The sequence below is a fragment of the Pseudomonas sp. G5001 genome (genome assembly GCF_013385475.1).
GTDB lineage: Bacteria > Pseudomonadota > Gammaproteobacteria > Pseudomonadales > Pseudomonadaceae > Aquipseudomonas.
The window spans coordinates 282,019-298,024 of the sequence record NZ_JACAPZ010000017.1; the positions used below are offsets into that span (position 1 = coordinate 282,019).

Sequence of the window (16,006 nt, forward strand, 5' to 3'; positions counted from 1 at the left end):
CCAATGTGTTCAGCTTGGCGAATCAAAGAATGATACAGATCAGTGCCCTGCCCGCCTTCACCGATAACTACATCTGGTTGTTACAGGATCAGCCGAACAAGCGCTGCGCGGTGGTCGATCCCGGTGATGCCGCGCCCGTGCTGGCCTGGCTCCAGCAGCATCCCGAGTGGACCCTCAGCGACATCCTGGTGACTCACCATCACCATGATCATGTCGGCGGCGTCGAGCAACTTAAAAGTGTTTCAGGCGCCACGGTCTACGGCCCGGCAAATGAAAAGATCCCGGCGCGGGACGTGGCACTCCAGGATAACGACCGCATCAACGTGCTGGGTTGGGACTTCGAGGTGTTTGCCGTACCCGGCCATACCCTGGGGCACATCGCCTTTTATCACGAGGGCGTGCTGTTCTGTGGCGACACCCTCTTTGCCGCCGGTTGTGGCCGCCTGTTCGAAGGCACCCCGCAGCAAATGCACACCTCACTGGAGCGCCTGGCGGCCTTGCCGGCCAACACGCTGGTGTACTGCACCCACGAATACACACAAAGTAACCTGAAATTCGCCCAGGCCGTGGAACCGCATAACGCGGATATCGCCGAACGGGTGGAGAACGTGCGGCAACTGCGGGCGAACGGCCAGATAACATTGCCTTCGACTTTGGCCCTGGAAAAACGCACCAACCCTTTTCTGCGGACCTCTGAAACATCCGTTAAAGAAAAAGCGGACGAACGGAATGGCCGCGATAACCGGGCCGGGAGTGAGGTGTTTGCTAGCTTGAGGTCGTGGAAAGATACGTTCTAAGCGCGCGGAATTTAGTACGTAATTTCTGAATGGTTGACCGCAACCCACGCGCTTTCTAGAATCGCCCGACATTTTTGCCCGGAACTTACTTCCAGCCAATGTCGTCATCTATTCGTAAAACCAACCATTCAGACGCATTGACCCGCCTGGCTCAAGCCGTGGCGGTGGCTGTGTCCGCTACTCTGGCGGGCTGCCAATCGACCCATTTTGCCGCACAATCCACCGTGCAACCCAAGCCAAACCTTACCGCCAAGATCAAGCAAAAACCCCTTTGGCTATCAGAGAAGCCAAGCCCGGAAGTGCCCCAGGATGTCTGGGAACGCATGCGTCGGGGCTTTCAATTGCAGGACGGGTTAGGCGTCAACCCGCGCATTGAACAGCAACGATTGTGGTTTGCCAGCAACCCATCCTTCCTCGAGAACGCCGGCGAACGCGGCAGCCTCTACATTCATTACATCGTCGAACGCCTTGAAGAACGCAACATGCCGCTGGAGCTGGCGCTGCTGCCAGTGATTGAAAGTGCCTACAACCCAATGGCCTATTCCCGCAGCGATGCGGTCGGCCTGTGGCAGTTCGTTCCCGCCACCGGGCGCTATTTCAACCTGCGCCAGACCCGCGCCTACGACGGCCGCCGCGACATCACCGCCTCCACCACCGCTGCCCTCGACTACCTGACTCGCCTGCATGACATGTTCAACGGCGACTGGTTGCTGGCCCTGGCGGCTTACAACGCCGGTGAGGGCACGGTCAGCCGGGCCATCGAGCGTAACGAGAAGCTCGGTTTGCCGACGGACTACTGGAACCTGCCACTGCCCCAGGAAACCAAGGACTACGTGCCCAAGTTCCTGGCGCTGTCCCAGGTGGTGCTGGCCCCCGAGGCGTATGGCGTCAACTTGAGCCCGATCGCCAACACGCCGTACTTCGAAGTGGTAGAAATCAAGACCAGCATGGACCTGTCACGGGTCGCCGCGCTGGCCGAGATCGACGAAGACGAACTGTTCCAGCTCAACCCTGCCTTGAAACAGCGCACCACCCTGGACGGCCCGCAGCATTTGCTGGTGCCGACGTCCAAGGCGCAGCTGCTGGCCAGCAGCCTTTCGGCGATGAAGCCGGAAGAATTGCTGAGCATGCGCCCGAAAAAGCCGGTGTTCGACGACGTTGAGCACAAGGCCATTGCCGGTCGCACCCGCAACTACAAGGTGCGCAGCGGCGACAACCTGACGCTGATCGCCAAGGCCAACAAGGTCGATGTACATGACCTGCAGCGCTGGAACAAGCTCAACGGGCAGGCGCTCAAGGTCGGCCAGACGCTGGTGATGCAGGACACCCGCAAGCTGGTGGCCAAGGCCGACAGCAAGAAGCCGGTGCAGTACAAGGTCAAGAAAGGCGATTCGCTGTACATCGTCGCCAAGCGCTTCAACGTCGAGATGCAACATCTCAAGCGCTGGAACCCACGCACTGGCCAGGCGCTGAAACCTGGGCAGATGCTGGTGGTTTCCGGGCCGCGCTAAGCAGCAAACACGAGGGGGAACTGGCAACAGCTCCCCCTTTGTTCTTCACCCTGCCAACCCCCATCCAAGCCTGTAGTCTCCCTCCTGCGGCGCCAGCCTTTTTCCAATCGGAACAAGCTGTTACTGTACGGTTCATAAAGCCCAAGCCGCCTGGATCGGATCCCTGACTTGAAGCGTCCCCTCCTTCTACTAATAAGTCTGGCCTTGAGCTTTTCCGCGAACGCGACCATTACCGAGAGCCACGGTTATGCGCAGTTCGGCACGCTCAAGTACCCGGCCAAATTCACCCACTTCGACTGGGTAAACCCCGCAGCGCCCAAGGGCGGCACCTTGCGGGTCATGGCGTTTGGCACGTTCGACACCCTCAACCCTTATACCTTCAAGGGTTCCAGCCCGGTTTCCACCGCCAATTTCCTGCAATATGGCGTCAACGAGCTCAATGAGCCGTTGATGGTCGGCACCGGCCAATATGCCCCTTCCGGCGATGAACCCACCTCCAGCTACGGCCTGATTGCCCAATCGGTGGAATACAGCGAGGACCGCAGCTGGGTAGTGTTCAACCTGCGCCCTGAAGCGCGGTTTCACGATGGCAAGCCGATCACCGCCTACGACGTGGCGTTTTCCTATCGCACGCTGCTGACCGAAGGTCACCCGCAGTACCGCACCAACCTGCAGGAAGTGGCCCGGGTCGACATTCTTAACCGGCATCGCATTCGTTTTGTGTTCAAGCGCGCCGGCAACCCGTTGCTGATCCTGCGCCTGGGCGAGCTACCGGTATTGCCCCAGCATTACTGGAAAAACCGCGACTTCAAGGCCACCACGTTCGAACCGCCGCTGGGCAGCGGGCCTTACCGCATCAGCAAGGTCAGCCCCGGGCGACAACTGGTGTTCGAGCGGGTCAAGGATTACTGGGGCAAGGACCTGGCGGTCAACCGGGGTTTCTATAACTACGACAAGGTCGAGGTGGAGTTCTACCGCGACAGCGACGTGGCCTTCGAAGCGTTCAAGGCCGGCGAGTTCGATATCTATATCGAGCACCAGGCGAAGAACTGGGCCAACGGCTACAACTTCCCGGCGGTCAACCGGGGTGATGTGATCAAGGCACAGATCGCCCACCAGATACCGACCCAGAGCCAGGGCCTGTTCATGAACAGCCGGCGCCCGGCCTTCAGCCAGGCCAAGGTCCGCGAAGCGTTGGGGCTGATGTTCGATTTCGAGTGGACCAACCGCACCCTGTTCAGCGGCGCCTATAAACGCAGCCTCAGCTATTACCCCAACAGCGAGTTCTCCGCCACCGGCGTGCCGACCGGCCATGAGTGGCTGATGCTGTCGCCCTATCGCGACCAACTGCCGGCCAACCTGTTTACCCAGCCCTTCAGCCTGCCCCAGACCGACGGTCGTGGCATTCCTCGCGACACGATGCGCCGCGCCCTCGCATTGTTGGCGGACGCCGGCTGGAAGCTGTCCGGGCAACGCTTGCTCAACAGTGACGGGCAGCCGCTGAGGCTGGAGATTCTGCTGGTGAACCCGAACCTGGAGCGCATCCTGCAGCCCTATGTCGAGAATCTGACAAGCATCGGCGTCGATGCCCGCTTGCGCACGGTAGACCGCGCACAGTACAAACAACGCCTCGATCAGTTCGACTTCGACATGATTCTGATGACCCTCAACCAGACCCTCAGCCCCGGCCTTGAGCAGTGGCAGTATTTCCACTCCAGCCAGGCGGGGATCAAGGGCAGCAAGAATTACGCAGGCATCGCCAACCCGGTGGTCGACCACCTGCTGGACCAACTGCTGGCGGCGCAAACCCGTGAAGAACAGTTGGCCGCAGGCCGGGCGCTGGACCGCGTCCTGCTGTGGCAGCACTACAGTATTCCCAACTGGTACCTCAACTATCATCGCCTGGCGTACCGCAACCGGTTCGCCTTCGTCACCACGCCGCCCTACAGCCTGGGCCTGAGCGCATGGTGGCTGAAAGCTTCGGAGAAAGCCCAATGATACCTTTGCGTACTGCGATCCTTGGCAGCCTGCTGTTTTGCGCCGCGGCCAATGCGGCCCCGCAACATGCCCTGACCCTCTACAACGAACCGCCCAAGTACCCCGCCGATTTCAAACACGTCGACTACGTAAATCCGGATGCCCCCAAGGGTGGTACCTTCCGCGTATCCAGCATGGGCAGCTTCGACAGCCTCAACCCATTCATCAGCAAGGGCGTGCCGGCAGATGATATCGGCCTGATCTACGACACCCTCGCCCAGCAAAGCCTGGACGAACCCATCACCGAATACGGCCTGGTAGCCGGCAAGATCGAAAAGGCCCCGGACAACAGCTGGGTGCGCTTCTACATCCGCCCCGAAGCGCGCTTCCACGACGGCCACCCGATCCGTGCCGAAGACGTGGTGTTCAGCTTCCAGACACTGATGAAGGACGGCTCGCCGATCTTCAAGACCTACTACGCCGATGTCGACGAAGTGATCGCCGAAGACCCGCTGCGGGTGCTGTTCAAGTTCAAGCGCACCAACAACCGCGAACTGCCGCTGATCCTTGGGCAACTGACAGTGTTGCCCAAGCATTACTGGGAGGGCCGCGACTTCTCCAAGGGCAACCTGGAGATTCCGCTGGGCAGCGGCCCGTACAAGGTGGCCGAGGTCAAGGCCGGGCGTTCGATCCGCTACGAGCGGGTCAAGGACTACTGGGCCAAGGACCTGCCGATCAACAAGGGCTTCTACAACTTCGATAACCGGGTCACCGATTACTACCGCGACAACACCGTGGCCCTCGAAGCCCTCAAGGCCGGGCAGTTCGATTACTGGCTGGAAATCAGCGCGAAAAACTGGGCCAATGCCTACAACACCCCCGCCGTCACCCAGGGCCGCCTGATCAAGGAAGAAATTCCCAACGGCAACCCCACCGGCATGCAGGGCTTCGTGTTCAACACCCGCAAGCCGATGTTCCAGGACGTGCGAGTGCGCAAGGCCATCAGCCTGTTGCTGGACTTTGAATGGAGCAACAAGCAACTGTTCAACGGCGCCTACACCCGCAGCCGCAGCTATTTCGAAAACTCCGAGATGGCCGCCACCGGCCTGCCCGGCCCGGATGAGCTGGCGATTCTTGAACCGCTGCGGGACAAGATCCCGCCCCAGGTGTTTACCGAAGCCTTCGAGCCGTCGAAGACCGATGCCAGCGGCATGATCCGCACCCAGCAGCGCGAGGCCTATCAACTGCTGCAAGAGGCCGGCTGGAAGATCGTCGACGACAAGATGGTCGACACCACCGGCAAGCCAGTGACCATCGAGTTCCTGCTGGCACAGACCGAGTTCGAACGCATCCTGTTGCCGTTCAAGCGTAACCTGGCAGACCTGGGGATCGACCTGGTGATTCGCCGGGTCGACATCTCGCAGTACATCAACCGCATCCGTTCCCGGGACTTCGACATGGTGGTGGGCAGCTTCCCGCAATCCTCATCGCCCGGTAACGAGCAGCGCGAGTACTGGAAGTCATCCAGCGCCGACAAGCCCGGCAGCCGCAACTACATCGGCCTGAAAGATCCGGCCATCGACCAGTTGGTGGAAGAACTCATCGACTCCGACTCGCGCAAGAGCCTGGTGGCCCACGCCAAGGCCCTGGACCGCGTGCTGCAGTTCGGCTACTACGTGATCCCCAACTGGCACATCAAGACCTTCCGCGTGGCGTATTGGGACCACCTCGGCCATCCGAAGGTCTCGCCACGGTATGACGTCGGCACCGCCACCTGGTGGAGCAAACCCGACGTGAAACCTGCGATAACCGTGGACACCAACCAGAGCGCCGATCCGGCGAGCGGGGGCGACTGAGATGCTGGCCTATATTGTTCGTCGACTGCTGCTGATCATCCCGACCCTGTTCGGCATTTTGCTGATCAACTTTGTGATCATCCAGGCCGCCCCGGGTGGCCCGGTGGAGCAGATGATCGCCAAGCTCGAAGGCTTTGAAGGCGCCACCAGCCGGATTGCCGGGGGCGGTGCCGAAGTCTCGGTGGCCGGTTCCAGCTACCGCGGCGCCCAGGGCCTGGACCCGGCGCTGGTGAAGGAAATCGAGAAGATGTACGGCTTCGACAAGTCGGCGCCGGAACGCTTGTGGATCATGGTCAAGAACTACGCCCGGCTGGATTTTGGCGACAGCTTCTTTCGCGATGCGAAGGTCATCGACCTGATCAAGGAAAAGATGCCGGTGTCCATCTCCCTCGGATTATGGAGCACCCTGATCATGTACCTGGTGTCGATCCCCCTGGGGATCGCCAAGGCTACGCGGCACGGCAGCCACTTCGACGTGTGGACCAGCTCGGCGATCATCGTCGGCTACGCGATCCCGGCGTTCCTGTTTGCGATCCTGCTGATCGTGGTGTTCGCCGGCGGCAGTTACTTCGACTGGTTTCCGTTACGCGGGCTCACATCCAACAACTTTGATGAGTTGAGCTGGGGCGGCAAGGTCCTCGATTACTTCTGGCACCTTGCCCTGCCGGTGACCGCCCTGGTGATCGGCAACTTCGCCACCATGACGCTGCTGACCAAAAACAGCTTCCTCGACGAGATCAACAAGCAGTACGTGGTCACCGCCAAGGCCAAGGGCCTGACCAACCACCGCGTGCTGTACGGCCATGTGTTTCGCAACGCGATGCTGCTGGTGATTGCCGGCTTCCCGTCGGCCTTTATCGGCATCTTCTTCACCGGCTCGTTGCTGGTGGAAGTGATCTTCTCCCTCGACGGCCTGGGCCTGATGAGCTTTGAAGCGGCGATCAACCGCGACTACCCGGTGGTGTTCGGCACCCTGTTTATCTTCACCCTGCTGGGATTGGTGGTGAAGCTGATCGGCGACCTCACCTACACCCTGGTCGATCCGCGCATCGACTTCGCCAGCCGGGAGCATTGAGATGAATCTATCCCCCCTCAATCGTCGCCGGTTCGAGCGTTTCAAGGCCAACAAGCGTGGCTGGTGGTCGCTGTGGCTGTTTTTGATCCTGTTCGGCCTGAGCCTGGGCGCCGAGTTGATCGCCAACGACAAGCCGCTGGCGGTGCACTACGACGGCGACTGGTACTTCCCGGCGCTCAAGCGCTACCCCGAGACCACCTTCGGCGGCGAATTCCCGCTGGAAGCCAACTACAAGAGCCCGTATATCCAGGAGCTGCTCAAGGCCAAGGACGCGTGGACGTTGTGGGCGCCGATTCCGTACAGCTACCAGAGCATCAACTACGACCTGAAAGTTCCGGCCCCCGCCCCGCCGTCACGGGACAACCTGCTGGGCACCGATGACCAGGGCCGCGATGTGCTGGCGCGGGTGATCTACGGCTTCAGGATTTCCGTGCTGTTTGCCCTGACGCTGACCGTACTCAGTTCGATCATCGGCGTGATCGCCGGGGCCTTGCAGGGTTTCTACGGCGGTTGGGTCGACCTGGCCGGGCAGCGCTTCCTGGAGATCTGGTCGGGCTTGCCGGTGCTGTATCTGCTGATCATCCTCGCCAGCTTCGTGCAACCCAACTTCTGGTGGCTGCTGGGGATCATGCTGCTGTTTTCCTGGATGAGCCTGGTGGACGTGGTGCGCGCCGAGTTCCTGCGCGGGCGTAACCTGGAATATGTGCGGGCGGCGCGGGCGCTGGGGATGCAGAACGGCGCGATCATGTTCCGCCATATCCTGCCCAACGCCATGGTCTCCACCATGACCTTCATGCCGTTCATCCTGACCGGCGCGATCGGCACCCTCACCGCGCTGGACTTCCTGGGTTTCGGCCTGCCGGCCGGCTCGCCGTCCCTGGGTGAACTGGTGGCCCAGGGCAAATCCAACCTGCAGGCGCCGTGGCTGGGCATGAGTGCGTTTGCCGTGCTGGCGATCATGTTGAGTCTGCTGGTGTTTATCGGCGAGTCCGCTCGCGATGCCTTCGACCCGAGGAAATGAGATGAATCAGGACAATCTGATCGAAGTCCGCGACCTCTCCGTCGAGTTCGTCGTAGGCAACAGCCACCAGCGGGTGGTGAACAACGTCAGCTTCGATATCAAGCGCGGCGAAACCCTGGCACTGGTGGGCGAAAGCGGCTCGGGCAAGTCGGTCACGGCGCACTCGATATTGCGCCTGCTGCCCTACCCGCTGGCACGTCACCCGTCGGGCACGATCCAGTACGCCAACCACGATTTGCTGACCCTGAAGGAAAAGACCATCCGGCATATCCGCGGCAACCGGATTGCGATGATTTTCCAGGAGCCGATGACCTCGTTGAACCCGCTGCACTCCATCGAGAAGCAGATCAACGAAGTGCTCGGCCTGCACAAGGGGCTTACCGGCAAGGTGGCCACCAAACGCACCCTGGAGTTGCTGGAACTGGTGGGCATCCCCGAGCCCCATAAACGCCTCAAGGCCCTGCCCCACGAGCTGTCCGGCGGCCAACGCCAGCGGGTGATGATCGCCATGGCCCTGGCCAATGAGCCGGAACTGCTGATCGCCGACGAACCGACCACGGCACTCGACGTCACCGTGCAGCTGAAGATCCTGGATCTGCTCAAGGAATTGCAGGCGCGCCTGGGCATGGCCTTGCTGTTGATCAGCCACGACTTGAACCTGGTAAGGCGCATTGCCCACCGGGTATGCGTGATGCAAAAAGGCTGCATCGTCGAGCAGGCCGAATGCGAAAGCCTGTTCCAGGCGCCGCAGCACCCTTACACCCAGGAGCTGCTGGCAGCGGAACCCAGCGGCGGCCCCGCCACCAATGAAGTCGGCCCACCGTTGCTGGAAGTCGATGACCTGAAGGTCTGGTTCCCGATCAAGAAAGGCTTCCTGCGCAATACCGTCGATTACGTCAAGGCGGTGGATGGCATCAACTTCAGCCTGCCCCAGGGCCAGACGCTGGGCATCGTCGGTGAAAGCGGCTCGGGCAAATCCACCCTGGGCCTGGCAATTTTGCGGCTGATTGCGAGCAAGGGTGGCATTCGCTTCGAAGGCCATCAGATGGACAAGCTCAGCCAGCAACAGGTGCGCCCACTGCGCCGGGAAATGCAGGTGGTGTTCCAGGACCCGTTCGGCAGCCTGAGCCCGCGCATGTGCGTGAGCGAGATCGTCGGCGAAGGCCTGCGTATCCACAAGATGGGCACTGCCGCCGAGCAGGAAGCGGCGATTATCGCCGCGCTGAAGGAAGTGGGCCTGGACCCGGAAACCCGCAATCGCTACCCCCACGAATTTTCCGGCGGCCAACGCCAGCGCATCGCTATTGCCCGCGCCCTGGTGCTCAAGCCCCGGCTGATTCTGCTGGACGAGCCGACCTCGGCCCTCGACCGTACCGTGCAGCGCCAGGTGGTGGATCTGCTGCGCAACCTGCAGGCCAAGTACAACCTGACCTACCTGTTCATCAGCCACGACCTGGCGGTGGTCAAGGCCTTGAGTCACCAACTGATGGTAGTAAAACACGGGCAGGCGGTTGAACAGGGAGATGCACCCGCGATCTTCGCCAACCCCCAGCATGCCTACACCCGGCAACTGCTGGAGGCGGCGTTTTTGGTGCCCGGCCCCTAGCAGTAGAACCACCGTAGCAGCTGTCGAGCCCCAGCGAGGCTGCGGCTCGACAGCTGCTACGCCATTGGGTGTCAGAAATCGGTAGAGGCCGACAGTTCACGCCAGGCGGCGGTCTCTTCCTTGACGTAGGCCAGCTTGTCCTCGATCGCCTGCAACGTGTCGGTGCCCAGGGCCAGGCGCATCGGCGGATGCGGCGCGTCCACCAGCTTGATCATGGCCACTGCCAGCAGCTCCGGGTTACCCGGTTGCTGCTGGTTGTAGACCTTGGCCAGCTTGCGCACCTCGCCGGACGTGGCGGCGTAGTCGTCGATGATCAGGGGCGACTCCACCAGGGAGTTGCCATCCAGGAAGTCGGTACGGAAATAACCCGGCTCCACCACCGTCACCTTGACGCCCAAGGGTGCCAGCTCTGCGTGCAGCGCCTCGCTCAACCCTTCAACGGCAAACTTGGTCGAGCAGTACGTGCCAAACCCTGGCCCGGACCGGAAGCCGCCCACCGACGAAATATTGATCACGTGCCCGCTGCGCGCCTGGCGCATGAACGGCAATACACCGCGAGTGACATTGAGCAGCCCGAACACGTTGGTTTCATACAAGCGGCGAACCTCATCGGCAGACGCCTCCTCCACCGCGCCCAGCAGGCCAAAACCGGCATTATTGACCAACACATCAATGCGCCCGAAGTGCTCAATGGCGGCACGGGCAACGTCGGCAGCCTGGGATTCGTCGGTCACGTCCAGCTGCACCGCCAGCAGCCCGGGTTGCTCGCCGAAGCGTTCGGTGACGGTATGGGCGTTGCGGGCCGTCGCCACCACCGCATCACCGTGGGCCAGTGCTGCCGCGACGATTTTCGCGCCGATGCCCCGGGAAGCCCCGGTTACCAGCCAAACACGCTTGAAGGAATGTGCCGTTGTCATGATCCGTACCTGATGGAGTGAATGTGAAGCCAAGGTACGCTGAGGCATTAGCCTGAAAAACCGTCTCGTGCTACAAGCACTCTGAAACAGAATTTCATAATGGCTGACCGATGAACCTTGATCCCTTCAATGGCTTGACCGAATTTCTCGCCGTGGCCGAACTGAAGAGCTTCACCCAGGCCGCTGCGCGCCTCGGCGTAACACCGACGGCGGTCAGCCATGCGGTGAAGACCCTGGAGAAGCGCACGGGTGTGGTGCTGTTCCAGCGCACCACGCGCCGGGTGGCGCTGACCGAGGCCGGCATGACGCTTTACAGCCGCCTGCGCCCCGCCGCCGGGGAGATTGACGAAGCGCTGGCGGCCCTCAGTGGCTACCGCGACCGGCCCATGGGCACCCTGCGGCTGACGGTGCCAAGGTTGTCGGGCAAGTTGCTGATCGAGCCGTTGATCCCGCGTTTTCGCGAGGCCTTCCCCGATGTGGTGCTGGATATTTCCCTCGACGATGCCACGGTGGACCTGGTGACCGAGGGCTTCGACGCCGGTATTCGCCTGGGGGAATCCATCGACAAAGACATGGTTGCCGTGCGCCTGACCCCGGACCTGAACTGGTCGGTGGTGGGCTCTCCCGCCTACTTTGCCAAGGCCGGCAAGCCGACAACACCGGAAGCGCTCACGGCCCATCAAACCATCGGTTATCGCTTCCTGACCTCGGGCATGGCACACCGCTGGGAATTCGAGCGGGCGGGCCGGGAATTTACGGTCGGCGTTCAAGGCGGGTTGATCGTCAATGACCGCAACCTGATGATCGCCGCCGCGCGGGCCGGCCAGGGCCTGGCGTACGTGAGTGATTTCGAGGTCATGGAGGACCTGGCTTCAGGCGCACTGGAGCCCGTGTTGCAATCTTTCGTACCGCCAAGCAGCGGGCTGTACCTGTATTTCCCCGCCCGAACCCAGAGCCAACCGAAACTGCGGGCCTTTATCGACCTGGCCACCGCATGGATTGCCGAAAAGCGTGGGCTCTGATAACGCCGCAAAAGCAAACCAATATCATTTGCGCAGTGCCCGGCCCTTTGGTTTAATCGCGACCAATTCTTATTTACGCCAAGGCTTCTGCGCCACATGGATACTGTGTCGACCCCGTCCACCTCGTTCAGCGACCTCTACGGCAATCACCATTCCTGGCTGCTGGGGCTGCTGCGCCGGCGCCTGAGCAATCGCTGGGATGCGGCGGACCTGGCCCATGACACCTTCATCCGGGTACTCAAGCGCCCGCCGGCCGACGCCGATGAGACGCGGGAGCGCTCCTACCTGGCCACCATCGCCCGGAGGTTGTGCATTGATCACTGGCGCCGGCGCCAACTGGAACAAGCGTGGCTGCAAAGCCTCGCGGACCGGCCCCAAGCCCTGCAACCGTCGCCGGAGCAGCGGGCAATCATTGTCGAAACCCTGTACGAAGTGGACGCCATGCTCGCGCGGCTGCCCCACAAAGTCCGCGAGGCATTCCTGCTGGCGCAGTTGCACGGTACGCCCTACAAGCAGATCGGCGAACAGCTCGGGGTAGGCGAACGGATGGTGAAAAAATACCTGGCCCAGGCGCTGCTGCATTGTGCGGTGCTGGAAGCCGAACTGGACGGGATGCTCGTGGAGTGAACAGCCCCGGAAAGCTCAGCCATGCCAGCCTTGAGCAAGCGGCCCAATGGTACGTACGCCTGCAGGATCAGCCAGAGGCTGCCCAGCACTGGCAGGCATGGCTCGGGCAAAGTCCGGAACACCAGGCCGCCTGGGGCTATGTAGAACGGGTCAGCCAACGCTTTGCGCCGTTGGCCGAGCAATCCCACAGCGCCAGCCGTGCGTTGCGCAGCTCTCGGCGCCAGACGCTCAAGACCCTGCTGGTGCTGTGTGCCGGTTCAACGCTGGCCTGGGGCACCTGGCGCAACACCGCCCTGCCCCGGTTGGTGGGAGGCTGGAGTGCGGATTACGCAACCGCCGGCGGTGAAACCCGCGAAGCGCTGCTGGACGATGGCAGCCGCCTGTGGCTGAACGCCTTGAGCGCCCTGGATGTACGTTTTGACCGGGTCCAGCGCTTGCTGCACCTGCGTTTCGGCGAAGTGCTGATCGAGACCGCAAAGGACCCGAACCGCCCGTTTCTGGTGGAGACTGAGCAGGGTCGCCTGCGGGCACTCGGCACCCGCTTCAGCGTGTTGCAGGACGGCGACAGCACTTTGCTCAATGTGTTTGAAGGCAGGGTTGAAGTGCGCACCGCCGCCAGCCGGCAACAACGAATCATCGAGGCCGGGCAACAAGTGGCCTTCACCCGCGATGGGTTCAATCTCCATTCACCCGCATCCGCCACCCGTGAGGCCTGGAGCCGTGGCGTACTGCTGGCCGACAACCTGCCGCTTGGCCAACTGGTCGCCGAACTCAATCGTTTTCGCCCCGGCCACCTGGGTTGTGATCCAGCCGTGGCGCAATTGCCGGTAATGGGTTCGTTCCCCCTCAAAGACAGCGACCACGCACTGCGCCTGCTACAGGCCGCGCTGCCGATTCAGGTCGACACGCTCATGCCGTGGTGGGTCACGGTCAGGCCCAAACACCCAGGCGCATAAAAACTTTCAGCCGTCAGTTCCCTTTTCCAAAACTCGTTCGGTAAACCCTGCAGATGCTTTCAATTCGCCGATCGATTTGATCCAAAGGGAATGTTCATGTCGCAACCCGTTCGCTTCACTTTGCGCCCGCTGGCGCTGGCCGTTACTGCTACCTTGTTGTGCCTGGGCGCGCTCGACGCGCAAGCCGCCGAGTCACCGTCGACTCAGGAAACGGCCCGCCACTACACCATCGCCGCGGGTTCGTTGGTCAACGTGCTGAACAGCTTCGCCGAGCAGTCCGGGATCTTTTTCGCCGGCCACAACAGCCTGGCCAGCGGCAAAACCAGCCCGGGCCTCAACGGCAGCTACACCCCGGCCAGCGGTTTGCAACGGCTGTTGCAAGGCAGCGGCTTGCAGGCCGTGCCCCAGGGCAACAACGGCTACGTGCTGGAGTTGGTCCCGGCCAACACCGGCGCCCTGGAACTGGGCGCCACCACCATCTCCGGCGAAGGCCTGGGCGCCACCACCGAAGATACGCACTCCTACACCACCGGCGCCATGGCTTCGGCCACCGGCCTGGCGCTGTCGATGCGCGAGACGCCGCAGTCGGTAACAGTGATCACCCGCCAACAAATGGACGACCAGGGCTCCACCAGCATCGCCGACACCCTGCGCCGTGCGCCCGGTGTGAGCGTGCAGAACTACGACAGCGAACGCTGGGAGTTTTCCAGCCGCGGCCTGCCGATCACCAACTTCCAGTACGACGGGGTCAACTCCACCTACGACGGCGTGTATGACTACGGCACCACCAGCACCGACATGGCGGTGTATGACCGCCTGGAAATCATCAAGGGCTCAGCCGGCCTGATGTCCGGCTCCGGCGATCCTTCGGCCACGGTCAACCTGATTCGCAAAAAGCCCACCCGGGATTTCAAGGCCTCGGTCACGCAGACCTTCGGCTCGTGGGACAACTACCGCACCGAAGGCGATATTTCCGGGCCTTTGACCGACTCCGGCAACGTGCGCGGGCGCTTCGTCGGCGTGTATCAGGATCGTCAGTCGTACCTGGACCACTACCAGAACACCAAGGATATCGCCTACGGCATCCTCGAAGCGGACCTGACGCCGGACACCCTGCTGACCTTCGGCATCGACCAGCAGGACACCCGCTCCCGTGGGGCCAGCTGGACCGGTTTCCCGATGTACTTCAGCAACGGTTCACGCACCGACTTCTCGCGGTCCTTCAACCCGGCCGCCGACTGGAGCCGCCGCGACTTCCAGAACCAGACCCTGTTTGCCTCGGTGCAACAAAAGCTGGCCAACGACTGGTCGCTGAAAGTCAGCCTCGACCGCAAGCGCAGCCAACACGACACCCTGCTCGCCTCCGCCAGCGGCGGCAACCCGGACCCGGTCACGGGCAACGGGATGTACATGTTCATGGGCAAATACAAGGGTGACCAGGTGCAAAACACCCTGGACATCAACCTCAATGGCCCCTTCAGCCTGTTCGGGCGCGAGCATGAGTTGATCATGGGCTTCATGGCTACCCGCTCGAAACAGGACGTGCCGGTGTACGGCTCGATCTACCCGCCCGTGGGCGGCAGCATTTACGACTGGCGCGGCGAATACCCGAAGCCTGACATTCCCCGCAGCGGCCAGAACGACATCGTGCAACGCCAGACCGGCGCGTACCTGGCCACGCGCTTGAGACCCACCGATGACCTGTCGGTGATCCTTGGCACCCGCGTCAGCAACTTCAGCGGCACCGACAACACCGACTTCTACGACCCGACCAAGGCCGACAACCGTTTCACCTACCGCCAGACCGGCGTCGTCACGCCCTATGCCGGTATCGTCTACGACCTGAATGACATCTGGTCGGTGTACACCAGCTACACCAAGATCTACAAACCGCAAAACAGCAAGGACGCCGACCGCCAGTTGCTCGATCCGATTGAAGGCGACACCTACGAAGCCGGGCTCAAGGCCGCTTTCTTCGACGGCCGCCTGAACGCCAGCTTCGCCGCATTCCGCATCGAACAGGACAACGTTGCGCAGTACGTTTCCGGGTTTGAGACCGACTCGGTGTATCGCCCGATTGCCGGCGCCACCACCAAGGGCTTTGAAGTCGAACTGGCCGGTGAAGTGCTGGACGGCTGGAACGTCTCGGCGGGCTACACCTACCAGCACAGCCGTGACGCCAACGGCGATTACGTCTACGGCTCCGTGCTGCAAACCACCACGCCCCAGCAAGTGGTGCGGTTGTTCAACACCTATCGCCTGCCCGGCGCCCTGGAGAACCTGACCGTGGGTGGCGGCGTGAATTGGCAGAGCGAGTTCTTCGGCAATGTGTTCCAGCCCGATCCCAACGACCCGGTGAATTTCGGACACAACTCACGCATTACCCAGGACAGCTACTTCCTGGTGGACGTCATGGCGCGCTACCGCTTCAACGAGCACCTGAGCACCACGTTGAACGTGAAGAATCTGTTCGACAAAAAGTACTACACCGGCCTGGGCAACTTCGGTACCGGTTTCTACGGTGAGCCGCGCAGCCTGCAATTGGCGACCCGCTGGGATTTTTGAGCCCAAACGCCAGACTGCCGTAGCGCTTGCAACGGCAGTCGACTCGGGCTACATCCCATCAGGAAGGTACGTCTTT

Annotated in this window: 12 protein-coding genes; 11 read left to right on the plus strand and 1 reads right to left on the minus strand. The window is 61.8% G+C overall.

What is annotated here, in order from left to right:
* Positions 1–29 precede the first annotated feature (29 nt).
* From gloB to HX805_RS16385, 7 genes are all read left to right on the plus strand, one after another.
* Positions 30–797 (plus strand): hydroxyacylglutathione hydrolase, encoded by a 768-nt coding sequence (gene gloB / locus HX805_RS16355; RefSeq protein ID WP_003207471.1) that lies wholly within the window; start codon positions 30–32, stop codon positions 795–797.
* A 98-nt stretch (positions 798–895) separates the two neighbouring features.
* On the plus strand, positions 896–2,308 hold the full coding sequence (locus HX805_RS16360) for a lytic transglycosylase domain-containing protein (RefSeq protein WP_177117096.1): 1,413 nt from the start codon (positions 896–898) through the stop codon (positions 2,306–2,308).
* Between the two features lie 168 nt (positions 2,309–2,476).
* Positions 2,477–4,306: an extracellular solute-binding protein gene (locus HX805_RS16365; protein WP_177019986.1), complete on the plus strand. Its 1,830-nt coding sequence runs from the start codon at positions 2,477–2,479 to the stop codon at positions 4,304–4,306.
* Positions 4,303–6,141 carry an extracellular solute-binding protein gene (locus HX805_RS16370; RefSeq protein ID WP_134326414.1) on the plus strand — a complete coding sequence of 613 codons (1,839 nt, stop codon included), beginning with the start codon at positions 4,303–4,305 and terminating at the stop codon, positions 6,139–6,141. The genes HX805_RS16365 and HX805_RS16370 overlap by 4 nt, the downstream gene beginning before the upstream one ends.
* 1 nt (position 6,142) lies before the next feature.
* Positions 6,143–7,216 (plus strand): microcin C ABC transporter permease YejB, encoded by a 1,074-nt coding sequence (locus HX805_RS16375; RefSeq protein WP_003207463.1) that lies wholly within the window; start codon positions 6,143–6,145, stop codon positions 7,214–7,216.
* A gap of 1 nt (position 7,217) precedes the next feature.
* Complete coding sequence (locus HX805_RS16380) at positions 7,218–8,237, plus strand: ABC transporter permease (protein WP_008435209.1); 1,020 nt, start codon at positions 7,218–7,220, stop codon at positions 8,235–8,237.
* Position 8,238: 1 nt separating this feature from the next.
* On the plus strand, positions 8,239–9,843 hold the full coding sequence (locus HX805_RS16385; RefSeq protein WP_177117097.1) for an ABC transporter ATP-binding protein: 1,605 nt from the start codon (positions 8,239–8,241) through the stop codon (positions 9,841–9,843).
* Between the two features lie 71 nt (positions 9,844–9,914).
* On the opposite strand, the gene HX805_RS16390 is transcribed toward HX805_RS16385, so the two are convergent.
* Entirely contained in the window at positions 9,915–10,760 is an 846-nt protein-coding gene (locus tag HX805_RS16390; protein ID WP_177117098.1) for an oxidoreductase, read from the minus strand.
* A gap of 110 nt (positions 10,761–10,870) precedes the next feature.
* Between HX805_RS16390 and HX805_RS16395 the strand changes: the two genes are divergently transcribed.
* The 4 genes from HX805_RS16395 (at position 10,871) to HX805_RS16410 (ending at position 15,930) form a co-directional block, all read left to right on the plus strand.
* Positions 10,871–11,782, plus strand: a complete 912-nt coding sequence (locus tag HX805_RS16395; RefSeq protein WP_177008576.1) for a LysR family transcriptional regulator — start codon at positions 10,871–10,873, stop codon at positions 11,780–11,782.
* 96 nt (positions 11,783–11,878) lie between these two features.
* Positions 11,879–12,409 carry a sigma-70 family RNA polymerase sigma factor gene (locus tag HX805_RS16400; protein WP_177117099.1) on the plus strand — a complete coding sequence of 177 codons (531 nt, stop codon included), beginning with the start codon at positions 11,879–11,881 and terminating at the stop codon, positions 12,407–12,409.
* Positions 12,406–13,365, plus strand: coding sequence for a FecR domain-containing protein (locus HX805_RS16405; protein ID WP_177117100.1), 960 nt, complete (start codon positions 12,406–12,408; stop codon positions 13,363–13,365). Before HX805_RS16400 ends, HX805_RS16405 begins: the two co-directional genes overlap by 4 nt.
* A gap of 96 nt (positions 13,366–13,461) precedes the next feature.
* Complete coding sequence (locus HX805_RS16410; protein WP_371317076.1) at positions 13,462–15,930, plus strand: TonB-dependent siderophore receptor; 2,469 nt, start codon at positions 13,462–13,464, stop codon at positions 15,928–15,930.
* The last annotated feature ends 76 nt before the right edge of the window (positions 15,931–16,006 follow it).